The 17,208-nt window shown below is 46.1% G+C and carries 13 protein-coding genes; 7 read left to right on the top strand and 6 right to left on the bottom strand.

Features of this window, described 5'->3' with window-relative positions:
* Positions 1-435 precede the first annotated feature (435 nt).
* The 5 genes from ruvB to aspS all read right to left on the bottom strand — a co-directional run bounded on the left by ruvB (position 436) and on the right by aspS (position 5,684).
* On the bottom strand, positions 436-1,440 hold the full coding sequence (ruvB, locus tag R7Q09_RS03100) for a Holliday junction branch migration DNA helicase RuvB (protein ID WP_005378312.1): 1,005 nt from the start codon (positions 1,438-1,440) through the stop codon (positions 436-438).
* A 287-nt stretch (positions 1,441-1,727) separates the two neighbouring features.
* Positions 1,728-2,339 carry a Holliday junction branch migration protein RuvA gene (gene ruvA / locus R7Q09_RS03095; protein WP_017820041.1) on the bottom strand — a complete coding sequence of 204 codons (612 nt, stop codon included), beginning with the start codon at positions 2,337-2,339 and terminating at the stop codon, positions 1,728-1,730.
* 67 nt (positions 2,340-2,406) lie between these two features.
* Positions 2,407-2,928, bottom strand: coding sequence for a crossover junction endodeoxyribonuclease RuvC (gene ruvC / locus R7Q09_RS03090; protein WP_005387909.1), 522 nt, complete (start codon positions 2,926-2,928; stop codon positions 2,407-2,409).
* 88 nt (positions 2,929-3,016) lie between these two features.
* Positions 3,017-3,763: a YebC/PmpR family DNA-binding transcriptional regulator gene (locus R7Q09_RS03085; protein WP_005378402.1), complete on the bottom strand. Its 747-nt coding sequence runs from the start codon at positions 3,761-3,763 to the stop codon at positions 3,017-3,019.
* A 142-nt stretch (positions 3,764-3,905) separates the two neighbouring features.
* Complete coding sequence (aspS, locus tag R7Q09_RS03080) at positions 3,906-5,684, bottom strand: aspartate--tRNA ligase (protein ID WP_005378401.1); 1,779 nt, start codon at positions 5,682-5,684, stop codon at positions 3,906-3,908.
* A gap of 273 nt (positions 5,685-5,957) precedes the next feature.
* Between aspS and R7Q09_RS03075 the strand changes: the two genes are divergently transcribed.
* The 7 genes from R7Q09_RS03075 to R7Q09_RS03045 all read left to right on the top strand — a co-directional run bounded on the left by R7Q09_RS03075 (position 5,958) and on the right by R7Q09_RS03045 (position 12,600).
* Entirely contained in the window at positions 5,958-6,824 is an 867-nt protein-coding gene (locus tag R7Q09_RS03075; protein WP_239932280.1) for a DUF72 domain-containing protein, read from the top strand.
* Positions 6,825-6,917: 93 nt separating this feature from the next.
* Entirely contained in the window at positions 6,918-7,655 is a 738-nt protein-coding gene (cmoA, locus tag R7Q09_RS03070; RefSeq protein ID WP_054575109.1) for a carboxy-S-adenosyl-L-methionine synthase CmoA, read from the top strand.
* 81 nt (positions 7,656-7,736) lie between these two features.
* Positions 7,737-8,708 carry a tRNA 5-methoxyuridine(34)/uridine 5-oxyacetic acid(34) synthase CmoB gene (gene cmoB / locus R7Q09_RS03065; protein ID WP_005387902.1) on the top strand — a complete coding sequence of 324 codons (972 nt, stop codon included), beginning with the start codon at positions 7,737-7,739 and terminating at the stop codon, positions 8,706-8,708.
* A gap of 276 nt (positions 8,709-8,984) precedes the next feature.
* Positions 8,985-9,731, top strand: a complete 747-nt coding sequence (locus R7Q09_RS03060; protein WP_005378391.1) for an ATP-dependent zinc protease — start codon at positions 8,985-8,987, stop codon at positions 9,729-9,731.
* A gap of 11 nt (positions 9,732-9,742) precedes the next feature.
* Positions 9,743-11,248: an inactive transglutaminase family protein gene (locus R7Q09_RS03055; protein WP_005378389.1), complete on the top strand. Its 1,506-nt coding sequence runs from the start codon at positions 9,743-9,745 to the stop codon at positions 11,246-11,248.
* A gap of 3 nt (positions 11,249-11,251) precedes the next feature.
* Positions 11,252-12,220: an alpha-L-glutamate ligase-like protein gene (locus R7Q09_RS03050; RefSeq protein ID WP_005378387.1), complete on the top strand. Its 969-nt coding sequence runs from the start codon at positions 11,252-11,254 to the stop codon at positions 12,218-12,220.
* A 227-nt stretch (positions 12,221-12,447) separates the two neighbouring features.
* Complete coding sequence (locus R7Q09_RS03045) at positions 12,448-12,600, top strand: hypothetical protein (RefSeq protein ID WP_005378381.1); 153 nt, start codon at positions 12,448-12,450, stop codon at positions 12,598-12,600.
* A 143-nt stretch (positions 12,601-12,743) separates the two neighbouring features.
* Here the strand turns inward: R7Q09_RS03045 and mukB are convergent, their stop codons facing one another.
* Positions 12,744-17,207, bottom strand: a complete 4,464-nt coding sequence (mukB, locus tag R7Q09_RS03040) for a chromosome partition protein MukB (RefSeq protein ID WP_318070547.1) — start codon at positions 17,205-17,207, stop codon at positions 12,744-12,746.
* Position 17,208: the final 1 nt, after the last annotated feature.

The following is a 17,208-nucleotide window of genomic DNA, read 5'->3' as shown; positions in this document are numbered from 1 at the left end:
ACACTCTCTACATATTGCAATCCATATTCAGGTGTTATTTACACTTGAAAAATGTTGAATTATCACAACTCATTGTTGCAAAAATGTGCTTCATTGGTTAGTTAATTGTTAAGCATCAGCTAATATAGCTGGGGCTAATATTACTTGTAAAAACAGATTGTTTCAAAAGGTTTATAGCCGTAACGCGCTTTGATATACATCAATGTTTATGCGCGGAATTTGCACAAAAATCCATCACATTGATCTAGATCAACCAGTATTGGATACGGATGTTAAGAGAGAGTAATCAGGAGAGAAATTAACCAGTTGCAAGCAAACATCGAGTTAACAATCAATGCTTTTTACTTACTAAACCAGTATGAGAAAAAATTCAAAAAATGTGAGTTTGGTCAACTTTAATGAAGCGCTGGGCAACAAAGGCCCAGCGAGGGAATCTTATTTTTCAATTCCGAAATGCAAATACGCACGATCTGTCGCGATTCTTCCACGCGGAGTGCGTTGTAAATAACCTTGCTGAATAAGATAAGGTTCAAGAACGTCTTCAATAGTGTCCTTTTCTTCACCTATCGCCGCTGCCATGTTGTCGAGCCCGACCGGACCACCACCAAATTTTTCCATAATCGCGAGTAGTAGCTTACGGTCCATGTAATCGAAGCCTTCGGCGTCCACATCAAGCATATTCAACGCCTTATCGGCAACATCGGCACAAATGTGACCATTGCCTTTCACTTCCGCATAATCACGAACACGGCGTAGCAAACGGTTAGCAATACGTGGTGTGCCACGCGCACGTCTTGCCACTTCCAATGCACCTTCAGGTTCCATTGATAAACCTAAACAATCCGCGCTTCGCTGCACAATATCTTGGAGGTCTTTTATCTTATAAAACTCAAGGCGCTGAGTAATACCAAAGCGATCGCGCAATGGTGACGTCAAAGAGCCCGCTCGGGTCGTCGCACCAATTAACGTAAATGGTGGTAAATCGATCTTAATAGAACGAGCGGCCGGACCTTCACCGATCATAATATCCAGTTGATAATCTTCCATCGCCGGATACAGCACCTCTTCAACCATCGGGCTCAAGCGGTGAATCTCATCGATGAACAACACATCGTTTTCTTCAAGGTTGGTTAACAGCGCGGCCAAATCGCCTGCTTTCTCAAGTACAGGGCCTGAAGTAGTGCGAATGTTCACTTCCATTTCATTGGCAACGATATTCGCAAGTGTGGTTTTACCCAAACCTGGGGGACCAAAAATCAAAAGGTGATCAAGTGCTTCGCTACGTAACTGAGCAGCTTTAATGAAGATCTCCATTTGGTCACGGACATGGTCCTGACCTTGGTAATCCGCTAATTTTTTTGGCCGAATAGCACGATCAATGACATCTTCATCACGAAAGGCAGGGTTTTCTGGCGCGATTAAACGATCGGCTTCAATCATCTTTTTACCTTGAAAAATGGTTACCTGAGAGAATAATGCCGCTCGTTTAACAGCAAGTGGCATATTTCTATATCTCGTCATCCTGTACAGCGACGAAGGAGCGTGATACAGGATCTTCTATCCGAGCGATTTATGGTCAAATTGTTTCATTAACCGCTCAGCGTGCTGCTATTAGATTCCCAGTCTCGCCAGGCTCGCTGGAATGACACAAAAAAACATCGTTAAGCGATTGGCATTAACCTTAGAGAATGAGTTATCTTGAACAAATGTTCACTGTGCAACCAGCGTTACACCATTGATTTTAGAGCTTCACGGATCATTTGCTCACTGCTCATGTCCGGTTTAGCGATCTGAGATACCACTTTTGACGCTTGAGTCGGCTTGTAACCTAGAGCTAGAAGCGCACTGATTGCTTCTTCTTCCGCGTTGTTGGATGTCGCACTAGAATCCGCAGGAGCAGCATCCGTAAATGGTGTAAATAGATCGCCAGCGCCCCACCCTTTCAAGCGGTCTTTCATTTCAACAACCAATCTCTCTGCGGTTTTCTTGCCAACGCCTGGAAGCTTAACCAGCGTAGAAACGTCTTCATGTTCCACACAAGTAACAAATTGCGTTGCTGTCATACCAGAGAGAATACCAAGACCGAGTTTAGGACCAACGCCATTGGCTTTGATCACTTCACGGAAAAGTGCTCGTTCTTTTACTGTGTTGAAACCGTATAGCAATTGCGCATCTTCACGGACAACAAAGTGAGTATAAATAATGGCTTCTTCGCCAACATTTGGCAGTTCGTAAAAACAGCTCATTGGCATCTGGACTTCATAGCCAATGCCATTAACTTCAATTAATACTTCAGGTGGTTGTTTTTCAATCAGTATGCCACGAAGACGTCCAATCACTATAAATACTCTTTGGAAATGAATTTGCGACAGGATAATAAAGAACTGGATAGACATCCAGTTAATTTTATCGATAGCGCCCTTTTCTGGCACTGGTTGCTTTGCCCGCTAAGGCAACGAGAGTCTTGTTAGTATTGGCATGACAAATCGCCACACCTAAAGCATCGGCCGCATCCGCTTGAGGCTTGGCGGGCAATTTAAGCATCTGCTGAACCATATGCTGAACTTGCGCTTTGTCCGCGCCACCAGTGCCTACGACAGCTTGCTTAATAAGACGAGCCGCGTATTCAAATACCGGCAACTCCGCATTCACCGCAGCAACAATTGCACTGCCACGAGCTTGGCCAAGTTTTAGCGCTGAATCCGCGTTTTTGGCCATAAACACTTGCTCGATCGCGAAAACGTCCGGTTGAAACTGGGTAATGATTTCCGTGACGCCTGCATAAATCTGTTTAAGCCGACCCGGAAGTTCTTTTTCTGAAGTACGAATGCAGCCACTACCAAGGTATTGCAAGTGGCGTCCATTTTGACGAATGACCCCATAGCCGGTAATGCGCGAACCTGGGTCAATGCCCAAAATAATTGACATGAATGTTCCTAAAAATGAGGCCTAATTCGGCCTCAGTTTATTATTACTTGCTAACTTCGGAGCAAATACCGCTCCCGACACCTTGAGTTTAATCTAGCGTAGCCGCAACGTCGTCAGAGATATCACCATTGTGATAAACCTCTTGAACGTCGTCCAGATCTTCCAAAGCGTCAATCAAACGAAGTAGTTTTGGCGCAGTATCCGCGTCCAAATCTGCTTTCGTAGATGGGATCAGCGACACCTCAGCGTTCTCTGCCTCAAACCCTGCGGCATCAAGAGCATCTTTTACGAGTCCAAAATCGCCTGGGGCCGTGTAGACATCAATCGAGCCATCTTCTGCCGTTTCAATGTCATCAGCACCACTTTCTAATGCTACTTCCATTACCGCATCCTCATCTAAACCTGGGCCATATGAAATCACGCCTTTCTTGTCGAAAAGATAGTTGACGCTACCATCCGTCCCCAGATTACCGCCTGACTTTGAGAATGCATGGCGTACGCCAGATACCGTACGATTTCGGTTATCCGTCATACATTCGACCATGACCGCCGTACCACCTGGACCATAACCTTCATAGATCACGGTTTCCATGTTGTCGTCGCCTTCACCACCAGCACCTCGGCTGACAGCGCGGTTGACAGTGTCACGTGTCATGTTGTTAGACAGTGCTTTATCAATTGCTGCTCGCAAACGTGGGTTGTTTTCTGGCTCACCGCCCCCCTCTTTTGCCGCAACAACGATTTCACGGATTAATTTAGTAAAGATTTTGCCGCGCTTCGCATCTTGCGCTGCTTTACGGTGACGAATATTCGCCCATTTACTATGACCAGCCATAATTCACCTTTTAATGTATTTTGACGCTTAATAGCAGACATGTTCTAAAAAGCGTTGCTTGGGAAATTGCTTTGGAAGTTTCTTGGGTTTATTTAAACAAAAACTCCCGCAGTTGCGGGAGTTTTCTTCAAATGTTGTGCGCTTATTCTGCGTCTTTTTCTTTCGCTGCAGTCACTGCGATTGCTAGCTCTTCTAGCGCTGCTGGGTTCGCAATACTTGGTGCGTCTGTTAGTAGACACGCCGCTGCTGTTGTTTTAGGGAACGCGATAACATCACGGATGTTCTCTGTGCCACATAGCAGCATTACTAGACGGTCTAGACCAAATGCAAGACCAGCATGTGGAGGCGTACCGAATTTCAGCGCATCAAGCAGGAAGCCGAACTTAAGCTGTTGCTCTTCAGGTGTGATGCCTAGAATATCAAATACGGCTTCTTGCATATCTGCGTTGTGGATACGAACAGAGCCGCCGCCCACTTCGTAGCCATTTAGAACCATATCGTAAGCGTTAGAATTTGCCGCAGCAGGGTTTGCTTTTAGCTCTTCTGCAGTCACACCTAGAGGCGATGTGAATGGGTGGTGCATCGCGTGTAGGTTGCCTTCGTCATCTTCTTCGAACATTGGGAAGTCAACAACCCATAGTGGAGCCCATGCAGACTCATCCGTTAGCTCTAGGTCTTTACCTAGTTTCAAACGTAGCGCACCCATTGCTTCTGCAACGATACCCGCTTTATCAGCGCCAAATAAGATAATGTCACCAGATTCCGCTTGAGTACGATCTAGAATGCCGTTGATCACGTCTTCATTTAGGAACTTAGCGACTGGAGATTGGATACCTTCCATGCCCGCTGCACGGTCATTAACCTTCATCCAAGCTAGACCTTTCGCACCGTAGATGCCAACGAATTCACCGTAGCCATCAATTTGCTTACGAGTCAGAGAAGCGCCACCTGGAACGCGAATAACGGCAACGCGGCCTTTTTCGTCGTTTGCTGGACCTGAGAATACTTTGAACTCAACGTCTTTCACTAGGTCAGCAACGTCTACTAGTTCCAGTGGGTTACGTAGGTCTGGCTTGTCCGAACCGAAACGACGAATCGCTTCGCTGAACGGCATTACTGGGAATTCACCTAGGTCAACGTTTAGTAGCTCTTGCCACATTTCACGAACCATTTTCTCAGTCGTTGCACGAACTTGGTCAGCCGTCATGAATGACGTTTCGATATCGATCTGAGTGAATTCTGGTTGACGGTCAGCACGCAAGTCTTCATCACGGAAACACTTAACGATTTGGTAGTAACGGTCAAAACCAGACATCATTAGAAGCTGTTTGAATAGCTGTGGAGACTGAGGAAGCGCGTAGAAGCTGCCTTTGTGAACACGGCTAGGTACTAGGTAGTCACGAGCGCCTTCTGGTGTCGCTTTTGTTAGTACTGGTGTTTCGATGTCTAGGAAGCCGTTGTCATCTAGGAAACGACGAACAAAGCTAGACGCTTTAGCACGTAGCTTGATGCGGTCGCTCATTTCTGGACGACGTAGATCTAGGTAACGATACTTCAGGCGCTGCTCTTCAGAGTTCTTTTGGTTGAAGTCTAGAGGCAGAACATCAGAACGGTTGATGATTTCAAGACCTTTCGCAAGGATCTCGACTTCACCTGTTGCCATGTCTTTGTTTGCTTGGCTCTCTGGGCGAACGCGCACTTCACCCGTTAGTTTGATACAGAATTCATTACGAAGTGTGTTCGCCACTTCATACGCATCCGCCATATCTGGATCAACAACTACCTGAACGATACCTTCGCGATCTCGCATATCAATAAAAATAAGACCGCCTAAATCACGACGACGGTTAACCCAGCCGCAAAGTTCTACAGTTTGTCCTGCAAGGGACTTGTTCAGGTGACCACAGTAATGGGTACGCATAATGAAATTCCCAATCTCTCAAATGTTGTTAACTACGCTCTGTCAGCCTCATTGCTAAGCAGAGTAAAGATTCAGTTATACGCTGAATGTCCACGAAAATCGACTACTCAACATACAATTACGTGTGTTTTATCATTCACTGGTGCTTTTTAGTACAACAAATGTTCAAAAGCGCACCAAAGCGAAAAAATTGGGGAGGATTATAGCGTGAAATTACCTATTTCAGCAAAACTCTCGTAAAGTATTCACACGAGTAGCAAGCAGTAAAGAATAATGGATAACTTACCTCTTCGACTTGGATTGACAATGTGGTCACACAATCAATGGCAACAAAGTTTTTACGGCAGCGGGACAAAGCCCGCTGAACGTTTAGAAAGGTATGCGCAAGTGTTTCATACCGTGGAAGGCAACACGACATTTTATGCCACACCGACGCTCAATACAGTGCAAAACTGGAGAGCCGCAACCCACGATGATTTTCGCTTTACTTTCAAACTTCCTAAAGCCATCACTCATGAGCAAATGCTAAGAGGTTGCAGCGAACAACTGAGAGACTTCATGAAGGTCATGGAGCCTTTGCATGACCGTGTGGGCCAATGGACAATTCAATTACCAGCCGCATTTGGTCCTGAGCACCTTGATCGACTGAAAAAGTTCTGTGCGAGCTTTCCACCTAACTTCCCTCTCGGTGTTGAGGTTCGTCATATGGCATTTTTCTCCAAAGGCGAAGAAGAGCGAGCACTTAACCAATGGTTAGTAGAGAATAATATTGACCGTATTATTATGGATAGCCGCCCAGTCTTTGCCGCTAAGCCCGACAATGAGGCGATCATTGATGCGCAAATGAAAAAACCACGAGTCCCTGTCCACGCCATTGCTACCGCTTCACACCCTTTGATTCGCTTTATTGGTCATCCAGAAGAACAGCAAAATTACGAGTTTTTTAAACCATGGCTCAGCAAGTTGCCACAATGGATTGCCGAAGGTAAACAGCCATATGTCATGATCCATACCGCAGACAATATAATTGCTCCAGAGTTGGCCGCAAACCTATATAAAGACATACAAAAGCGTATCACGATCCCTGAGTTAGCACCTTTCCCTGCTGACGATGGCAACTCGCAGTTACAGATGTTCTAACGCAACACATGACAGAGGCGCGAAATTCCCATAAAATACGCGCCTTTTTTGGTGCCTGACATTTTCAGGCGGCTTGTATGCAGAGACTTAGTTATGAACCCTAAGAGCAATCCAGATACTATTTTTTCGGCTCCAATCGATAAAATTGGGGATTTCACGTTCGATGAACGCGTAGCGGAAGTATTTCCTGACATGATTCAACGATCGGTACCGGGTTACAGCAATATCATTTCTGCAATCGGTATGCTGGCAGAGCGTTTTGTAAAACCTCACTCAAACATCTATGACCTTGGCTGTTCTTTGGGTGCTGCAACATTGTCTATGCGTCGCCATATCAAACAAGAAGGTTGCCAAATCATCGCAGTGGACAACTCTCCTGCGATGGTTGAGCGTTGTAAACTTCACGTCAACGCTTACCGCAGTGACACTCCTGTGGATGTAGTAGAAGCAGACATTCGCAATATCGAAATTGAAAACGCATCCGTTGTGGTATTGAACTTCACACTGCAGTTCCTTTCTCCAGAAGACCGCTATGCTCTACTAGAGAAAATCTACGCGGGTCTGCGTCCGGGCGGTATTTTGATTCTGTCTGAAAAGTTCGTGTTTGAAGATGAAGTGTCGAACGAACTGTTAATTGACCTTCACCACGACTTTAAACGTGCGAATGGTTATAGCGAACTAGAAATCAGCCAAAAGCGCAGCGCGATAGAAAACGTAATGCGCCCAGATTCAAAGAAAGAACATAAAGAGCGTTTCGCTAAAATTGGCTTTTCTAGCTACGATGTTTGGTTCCAATGCTTTAACTTCGGCTCCATGTTCGCGATTAAATAGACCATGCATACCAAACCTGAACCATACCGATTTCGGCTTTTGTTAATAATTTATACCCATCAACTCAGCGATTAACTAACTATGTTTAACTTTGCAAATTTCTACCAATTGATTGCCCAAGACACTCGTCTTCAACCTTGGCTTAATGTGCTTCCACAACAGCTAACGGATTGGCAAAATGCAGAGCACGGTGACTTTGGTCGCTGGTTGAAAGCCCTGAACAAAATCCCAGCGGGTAGACCGGACAACATCGACATTGTTGATTCTGTCACGATTTCAAACAATGAGCCGATGCCTCAAGGGGAACTTAAAAAGCTAGAAAGCTTACTTCGTACATTCCATCCTTGGCGCAAAGGCCCATACCACGTACACGGCATCCATATTGATACTGAGTGGCGCAGTGATTGGAAATGGGACCGCGTGCTTCCACATATTTCTCCATTAAAGAATCGCAGCGTACTCGATGTAGGTTGTGGTAACGGCTACCACATGTGGCGCATGCTAGGCGAAGGTGCACGCTTAACTGTCGGTATCGATCCATCTCACCTGTTCCTGATTCAGTTCGAAGCAATTCGTAAACTAATGGGCGATGACCAACGTGCACACTTATTGCCATTGGGCATTGAACAACTACCTAAGTTAGAAGCGTTCGATACGGTATTCAGCATGGGCGTGCTTTACCATCGCCGCTCGCCTCTCGATCATTTAGTGCAACTAAAAGATCAATTAGTATCTGGAGGTGAACTCGTATTGGAAACACTCGTGATTGAAGGTGATGAGAATGCAGTACTGGTCCCGACTTCTCGTTACGCGCAAATGCGTAATGTCTATTTCTTCCCTTCAGCAAAAGCCCTAAAAGTGTGGCTAGAATTGGTCGGTTTTGAAGATGTTCGTATCGTTGATGAAAACATCACGTCCGTAGACGAACAACGTACCACAGATTGGATGACGCATAACTCTCTACCTGACTACTTAGATCCGAACGACCCAAGCAAGACTGTAGAAGGCTACCCTGCCCCTCGCCGCGCGGTTCTTGTCGCTCGCAAATCATAATTCGCTGAGATTCCTGACATTGTCTTAACTCATTTTACGAGTTAAGACATTACCCTCTTTCCTCGTAATGAGCGAGTTTGTTTTTTGAATCCATTTGTCACGTCAAAATATAAGCACGCTCTAAATAAGGATGCGCTTTTATGTCCTTGATTTTTGGCTTTTCATCACTATTCCTCAAACAATAAGTAATAGAGAAACATTCTTACTTGTGAGGCTTTATCGATATAAGCTAAACTCCTAAAAAATAAACAACTTAATCCAATCCCAAGGTTTTCAATGTTATTACGATTGACCCCGATTGTTGCCATCGCCTTACTATCTGGATGCTCACTAACCAAAGGCGAACAGTACCACCAAGAAACGTTAGCGGCGATTCAAAATTCAGAAGCGAATGTCAATAATCGCATTACCAACCTAGAGCTGCAGCTCAGCAACCAATCGGACTATATCGACAGCCTTGAAGAACAAGTCGATAAACTACAGGTTGAACTTCTTACATTTCGCGATGAAGCAATGGCAGAAGTAAAAAAACCGAAAGAGCCGATTATTGTCCAATCTCCCGCTCCTGTGGAACCAACCCCAACTCACGATATTGTCCTTGGCTCTATCGAAAAGGTCACTGTAGAGTCGATTAAGCAAACTTTTGATGCACGTATCGACACTGGTGCCGCGACGTCGTCTTTAAATGCCGTTGATATTGAAGAGTTCGAAAGAAATGGCAAAAAATGGGTCCGATTCCACTTAGCAGACACCAGTAAATCCGAAGAAGAGAAAAGTACTTGGATCGAAGCTCCTGTCATTCGCTACGTCAAAATCCGCCAGGTTACCAGTGAAGAGTTAGAACGCCGCGCTGTGGTAGAACTTTGGGTGCGCGTTGGAAAAATTCATGAAAAAGCGCAATTTACGTTGGCAGATCGCTCACATATGAACCATCCTATTTTACTGGGTAGAGAATTTATGCGCGACATAGCACTTGTCGATGTAAGTCGTACCTATATCCAAACGGACGAAGATAAAAAATAATAAGGTAGATTATGACGTCAAAAATACCGTTTTACCTTTCTATCATCTTATTGGTGATTGCGGGCATTGCTCTGAGTGTTTTCAGACATGAAAACTACGGCGTGCCTTGGACGCCAGGCGAAACTCGCCAGGTGTGGGATGTAGAAGCTCGTATTGAGTTCAATGCTAACGGCAACGAAGTAAAAGCGTCACTTGCAGCACCGCATACGCAAAGTGGTTACACACTTATTGGTGAATCTGCTTCCTCATCAGGTTATGGCGTTTCCTACATCAATGACGATTCAGGCCGTCGTGCAGAATGGTCAATTCGCCAAGCTCAAGGGCCACAAACCATATACTACAAAGCCCAGTTCTTAGTAGACCCTCAGGCTAAAGTCACTCCTTTACCGCCAACGGAAGACATTACGCCACCAACGCTTTCAGCACCACAAGCAGCAGCGGCAAATGCCCTTATCGAACGTGCGATGAGTCGCTCAGCCGATAATGTGACGTTTACTCGTGAGCTTATCAAAGCGCTTAATGACCCTGATAGCCAAAACTCGTCGCTACTACTGAACGATTTCAGCCGTACTGATGCACTGCATAACATTTTGCTTACCGCAGGTATACAGAGCAAAACCGTCGGTGTTATCGAACTAGAAGATGGTCGTCGACGCCAAACAATTCAACCAATGGTTCAGGTTTGGTCAGGTAAAGATTGGGTACTGTTTTCGCCAAAATCCGAACAAAAAGCAGTGAAACCCAACTTGTTAGTGTGGGACGAATCAAACGTATCCTTACTTGACCTTGTTGGTGGTAAAAATAGCCAAGTGCATTTCTCGATGATTAAGCAAGAAATGACACCACAACAAGCTACAAACAACAAAATAGAAGCAGATGGATTACTGAATATTTCAATTCATAGCCTACCTTTGGAAGAGCAAGCGATGTTCAAAACCATCATGCTCATCCCTATTGGTGCTCTGATCGTTGTGTTCTTGCGTGTGATTATCGGCCTGAAAACATCCGGTACCTTCATGCCTGTGTTGATTGCCGTTGCTTTTGTTCAAACTCAACTATTAACGGGTATTGTCGGTTTCTTGCTAATTGTAGGTACAGGCTTGATTATTCGAAGCTATTTGTCTAGGTTGAACTTATTGCTGGTAGCAAGGATATCTGCGGTCATTATTACCGTTATTATGATCATCTCGGTGTTCACCGTTGTTGCGTTTAAAATGGGCTTAACAGAAGGCCTAACAATTACCTTCTTCCCTATGATCATCTTGTCTTGGACGATTGAACGTATGTCAATCCTATGGGAAGAAGAAGGTGCGAAGGAAGTTGCTCTGCAAGGTGGTGGTTCATTGCTGACAGCGGTATTAGTTTACCTTGCAATGACGAACTCATACATTCAACACTTAACCTTTAACTTCATTGGTCTACAGTTGATTGTTCTGGCCGGTATTCTATTACTAGGTACTTACACAGGTTACCGCCTCACTGAGCTACGACGCTTCAAACCACTAGCGGAGGACTAAACGATGTTCGAAAGTTTTACTTCGCCGTCTAAGCTTCGCCATAAAGGCATTATGGGGATGAACAAGCGTAACCACAGCTATATTGGCCGTTACAATGATCGTTCTAAATACCCACTTGTCGATGACAAGCTAAAGACCAAAATTATTGCACAGGCAGCAGGAGCAACAGTTCCTGCCCTGATCGGTGTCATTCATAACCAAGCTGAAGTTAAGACTATCCACAAAATGGTTGAGAACTGGCCTGGTTTTGTAATCAAACCTGCACAAGGTAGTGGCGGTAAAGGCATTCTGGTTGTTACGTCTCACAAAAACGGGGTATATACCAAACCCTCCGGCTCTACAATTGGTAGGGATGAGGTCGAGCGTCACATTAGTAATGCGCTTGCTGGCCTTTTCTCTCTTGGTGGTAAAAATGACGTTGCTGTGGTTGAAAACTTAATCAAGTTTGATGACTGTTTTGATGGCTTCAGTTATGAAGGCGTACCAGATGTTCGGATCATCGTATTTAAAGGTTATCCAGTTATGGCGATGATGCGCTGTTCTACAGCGGCTTCCGACGGCAAAGCAAACCTTCACCAAGGTGCGGTAGGAGTAGGCATTGACATCGCGACAGGTAAAGCCGTCAGAGCGGTGCAGTTCGATCATCCAGTTACTCATCACCCTGATACAGGTAAAGACCTTTCGACCCTTCAAGTACCGCATTGGGAGCGCTTGCTGGAGCTTGCGTCAAGTGCCTGGGAAATGACAGGTTTGGGATACATGGGTACGGATATGGTGCTGGATAAAGATGAAGGACCTATGGTTTTAGAGCTTAACGCTCGCCCTGGTCTGGCAATCCAAATCGCTAATGGTGCAGGCTTACTTCCTCGTTTGAAACACATAGAGAGCCTTGGCACACCTGCTGAGTATCCAAAACCGATTGAACGCGTCGCTTACGCGGCAGAGCAGTTCGGTGTGAAGCCGTTGTTCTAACCCTCCGACATAATGTTCGTTATTACTCGCCAGTAATTGTCATGATTACTGGCGTTTTTGATCCCGCATCCAAAAACCTTGCACTTACTCTCCTTATTAAACACATCCTTCTCATATATAAGTTGAATCAATGATCGAGCTAACAAAATCAACATAGATCGTTTCTTTTCTACTTTGCCTTTTGAGTATGATGAGAGCTCCCCTTACTCAACTTGAGAGGTTGGGAAATGCTAATAAAAGAAACAAATAATGATGAACCAGAGCTTGAAGAACAAGAGAGCTTAGACCAACACCTACAACGCTTGTCTGAGCTTTCTGTCCAAGCACTCGAAGAGCTTGCTGAAATGATCGAAGTCAGGGACGATATTCCAGAGGAATAAACGTCGCTTCCTCGTGAAGTTCCGCTAATAAGCCGAGACTGCCGTCCTACAGTCTCGGCTTGTCTTATGTTGTTCGAAGCCTACCTCGTAAATAGATACAAAAACGCCCGCGTTCATTGCGGGCGTTTTATTAGATTCGGGGTTTACGATTCAAACTCTTCAATCATCTCTTGCGCTTCAGTCTTAGGCTTATCCGTTTGACCAAAACCACGCAGACCAACTACGTGTACGTGCTCGTGGTCTTTAAACACCTTACGCACCAGTTTGTAGGTCGTACCTTTCTCTGGGCTGATGTTTTCAGGTGCCGCGATGAGAAGCTGCATATCCAGACGGTCACACAATTCGAACAATGTCGCGATCGATTTCGCATCCAGACGCGCGGCTTCATCCAAGAAGAGCAGACGACAAGGCACAATGTCTTTGCTGCGTAGACGACGAGACTCTTCTTCCCAGCTTTGTACTACCATCAATAGGATTGACTGACCAGTACCGATCGCTTCACCTGTTGATAGCGCGCCAGACTCAGCCTGTAGCCAACCATCTGTACCACGGTTCACTTCTACACTTAGCTCTAGGTAGTTACGGTAATCCAGTAGCTCTTCACCCAGAACCTGAGGAGAACGTTGACCCATATCAATATGTGGGTTCACACGTTGGAACAGCTTCGCCATTGCTTCGGAGAAAGTAAAGCGAGTCGATTCAAACAGGTCTTTGTGCTGCTCTTGCTGTGTCGCTAGACCGTTCAGTAGCACTTCGTGACTTTCGCGGATCTTCACGTTTAGACGTACGCCCTTCACCTGACCAAACGAGATGTTCGACAGGCCTTGGTTCAGCATACGAATACGGTTTTGCTCACGCTGAATCGTCTTCTTGATGATGCTCGCTACTGACTCAGAGCTGATCGCTAAGCGATTTTCACGTTGCGTTAGCTCTTCCGTTAGACGCGCCAGCTCTACTTCCATCTCTTCGATCGCTTCTACAGGATCATCAGTACGGATGATATCCTGACGAATACGCTCACGAAGATGTTGGTAAACCGCAATGTAGAACAGAACTTTACGCTCTGGGCGAGCGTTGTCTTCTGATAGACGCAGCGCATCACGCAGGTCGTCATTGTTCGCAACCGCTAGACGCAGCGCACCCAGTGATTTATCCGACATCGAACGCAGTTCATCCGCTGACATGTAAGCCAGTTCACGCTTGTGTAGACGACGCTCAACATCGTTCTCACGCGCCAAACGAAGTACTGAACACCAGCCAGCTTTCGCAGCAACCACGAACGTACGCAGCTCAACGTATTCTTTCTGAACTTTCTTCAGACGTTTTGCCAAGCCTTTCATCTCTAGTTCAGTAGAGGTGATCGTGCGCTCGTATTCGCTCTTACGGCTGCGAGACGTGTGTAGACGCTCGTGCAATTCGTCACGACGACGCATTGCACGTTCTTCCGCACCTTCGTCTGCATTAACACCAAACTCTTGAAGTTCTTGTTTGAACTCTTGAATCGTTTCCAGTTTCGCTTGGTGTGAACTCTTCAATGATGCCAATACTTGGTTGTATTGGTTCATTTGACCTTGCGATTGCTTCAACTCTTCACGAGAGCGAGTACGCATTTGTTCAGCTTGAACCAGTTTAGCTTTTAGCTGTTCACTCAGTTCGCTGCTCTTGTTCAGTAGGTCTACTGAATCAGAGTAAGCGAAGTAGTGGCGGCGTTCAACGAGATCCGAGAGTGCAAAGATTTGCTTCTTAAGATCTTGTAGCCGCTCGTCTGCCGCTTTGTATTCTGCTTCTAGTGCATCGAATTGCTCTGGGTCAGCATCAAGCGCAGACGCAATATTCTCTAATTGCGCGACGGCTTTTGCATGGTTGCTTAAGAAGTTCTTCGCCTCTGCAAGCTGAGCGATTTTCTCTTCTAGCTCATCAAAACGCGCTTGCAATGACTCATCTTCAACAAGCACCATGTGTGACGCTAGCTTGTCCAGAGAAGACAACGCTTGCTTGCTGGTTTGAAGCTGAGAACGTTGTTGTTGCTCTTTCGCATCCAGATCCGCCAGCACGCGAGCAATTTGGTTACGCTTATCACGAATAGTTGCCAGTGCTTGTTCTGGATCGGCGTCAAAAGCAACCTGAATGTGGTTAGACACAAATAAGTTAAACGCTTGGTACAAGCGCTGCATTTTCTGAGAATCAAACGCCGCTTTTGCGTGTTTCTCTACCACTTCTTCTCGTTCGTTACGCAGCAACTCTAGACGCTGCTCACGTGCCGCACGGCCAAACAATGGGATCTCAGGCAAGCGAGAGTAACGCATTTGGCGATCGTTCATACGAACGCAAACCGCGCCCTCTAACTCTTCTGCATCGAACGAGCTGTCATCAAAGGCATCGATGTCACCTTCAATGATGTACAAGTCTTCTGGACAGTCGTCTAGCTCTACCAGTTTCTCTTCGATGCCTGACAAGTCAGAAACAACGATAGCGTGACGAGCCGGACCGTACATCGCACTGAAGTAAGGCGCGTCATCAATCGTGATGTCATCGTAGATCTCAGACAGCAATACACCGCCCAGCGTATCTGCCAAACCTTTCAGGCGAGGGTCATTTGAACCACCAGGAGAAGCAAGACGCTCAATCTCAGAGTCTAGCTGGCTACGGCGCTCAGCAAGCTTATCTTTAGCTAAAGACAACTCCCTTTCTTGTTCAAGGACAACTTGCATGTGGTTCATTACCGCATGGCGATCATCAAGCTCTTCACCGCTCTGCTCTCTCAGTTTCTCTAGCGCATCGTTCGCCGCAATCCAAGCTGGTGCTATTGCTTCAAGCTTACTGATTTCTGCCACCGCGTTTTGCTCTAGACGGCGCTGTTCACCACGCTGATCACGAACTTCTTCTTGAGCTATCTCTAGTGATTCGATTTGCGTCGCATGACGTTCACGTTCTTGTTCAAACGTAACCTCATCGGTTAGTTCAACGTGATATTGCTTTTTGTATTCAGCAACCAGTTCACATGCTTGACGCTGCTGGTTAAGGCTGCGTTCGAGATCACGGTGTTGTGCTCGCCATTGTTGTTCGTTTTGTGCAATTTGTTGTGACTCACGCGCTTTCGCAATTGCAGTTTTCGCATGCTCAGACGCGTCTTTGCGCTCAACTTGACCAACGATGCTTTGTACCAGTTTAAGCGCGGTTTCAAACTGCTCTGCCGCTGCAGAAGACATGTCCAGTTTGTGCTTAACCGATAGCAACGCATTGGTGCTTTCTGATTCTTTGCTCTTAAGCTCAGAGACAAGCGCTTGAGCCGATTCCGCCGTTAGGCTGTCATCGCCAAGTAGCTGCTTCGCTTTCTCCAGCGCTTGAACTGCTTGTTGATATTGAAGGGCGCGAGTTTGCTGAACGTCAAGAGCTTGCTGGTAATCAGCAAGTTGCGTCTTAAGGCTATCCACCTCTTCTTCTGCAACGGTAGCTTGCTCTTCAGCCATCATCACGCGTTCTTGCGCTTCTTCGACTACCATCATTTGTTCTTCAAGACGCTCGCTCAGCTCTTCAAGATCTTCTTGGTAGCGTTCGATCTTCTCTTGCTGACGCAGCGCGTTTTGCACCAGTTGCAAGTGATCAGAAGCCGCTTGGTAGTCTTGCTCTAAAGAAGATTCTGACTCGATCAGCAGTTCCAGCTCTTCTTGAACGCGGTTAAGCAGATTGTTTTGCTCAATCAAGGTCTCGCGAGAACCAAATAACTCTGAACGCAAAGACAATGTCTGTTCTAGTTTTTTACGACGCTCGTTAGCATGGCGCATATAGTCCGCTGCCACGTAGTTGGTCGACTCTGTAATCAAATGTTTGAACAAGTCACGGTCTGCTTGCGTGGTTTTGATCGCTTCTAGCGTCATGCGGTTTTCACGCAGCGCCGATTCCATATCTTGGAACGCTTTCTTCACGCCGCCGTTTTGTGGCAGAAGGTAGTCACGTAGCGAACGGGTAATCGCACTTGAGATACCACCGTAAAGCGATGCTTCGATCAGGCGGTAGAATTTAGAACGGTCACCAGAGTTACGCAGTTTCTTCGGAATCACACCGAATTCGAACATCTGCGAGTGGTAATCCACGATAGAAGAGAACGCTTTGAATTGAACGCCTTCAAATTCTGCGATTGATTCTTTTACTTCATTGATTTGACGTACACGAGCTTGAGTCGCAGATACGCTTTCAACCAAGATATCCGTTGGTTTCACATGGCTTGGAAGACCTTGGATCACAAACGGTTTGATGTCTACTTTCTTATCACGACCCGCAACTTGCTGTAGTTTTACTGCAAACAATAGGCGTTGGTTACGTGAGTTCACCACGTCTAGCGCCGCATAACATGCGCCCGGCTGTAGCTTACCGTACAAACCTTTGTCGCGAGACGATTGGCTGCTGCCCGCTTCTGTCGTGTTACGGAAGTGCAGCAGCGTTTGGTCAGGAATCAATGCGGTGATGAACGCCGCCATTGTGGTTGATTTACCTGCACCGTTACCACCTGATAGCGTGGTGACCAGACCATCGATGTCAAACGTACGGGCAAAGAAGCCGTTCCAGTTGACCATGGTCAGCGATTGGTATTTACCGCGTTCAATCATG

This window comes from Vibrio sp. 2130-1 (assembly GCF_033339515.1).
Note: the sequence above shows the minus strand (reverse complement) of the source record. Positions and strands in the feature narration are given on the sequence as shown.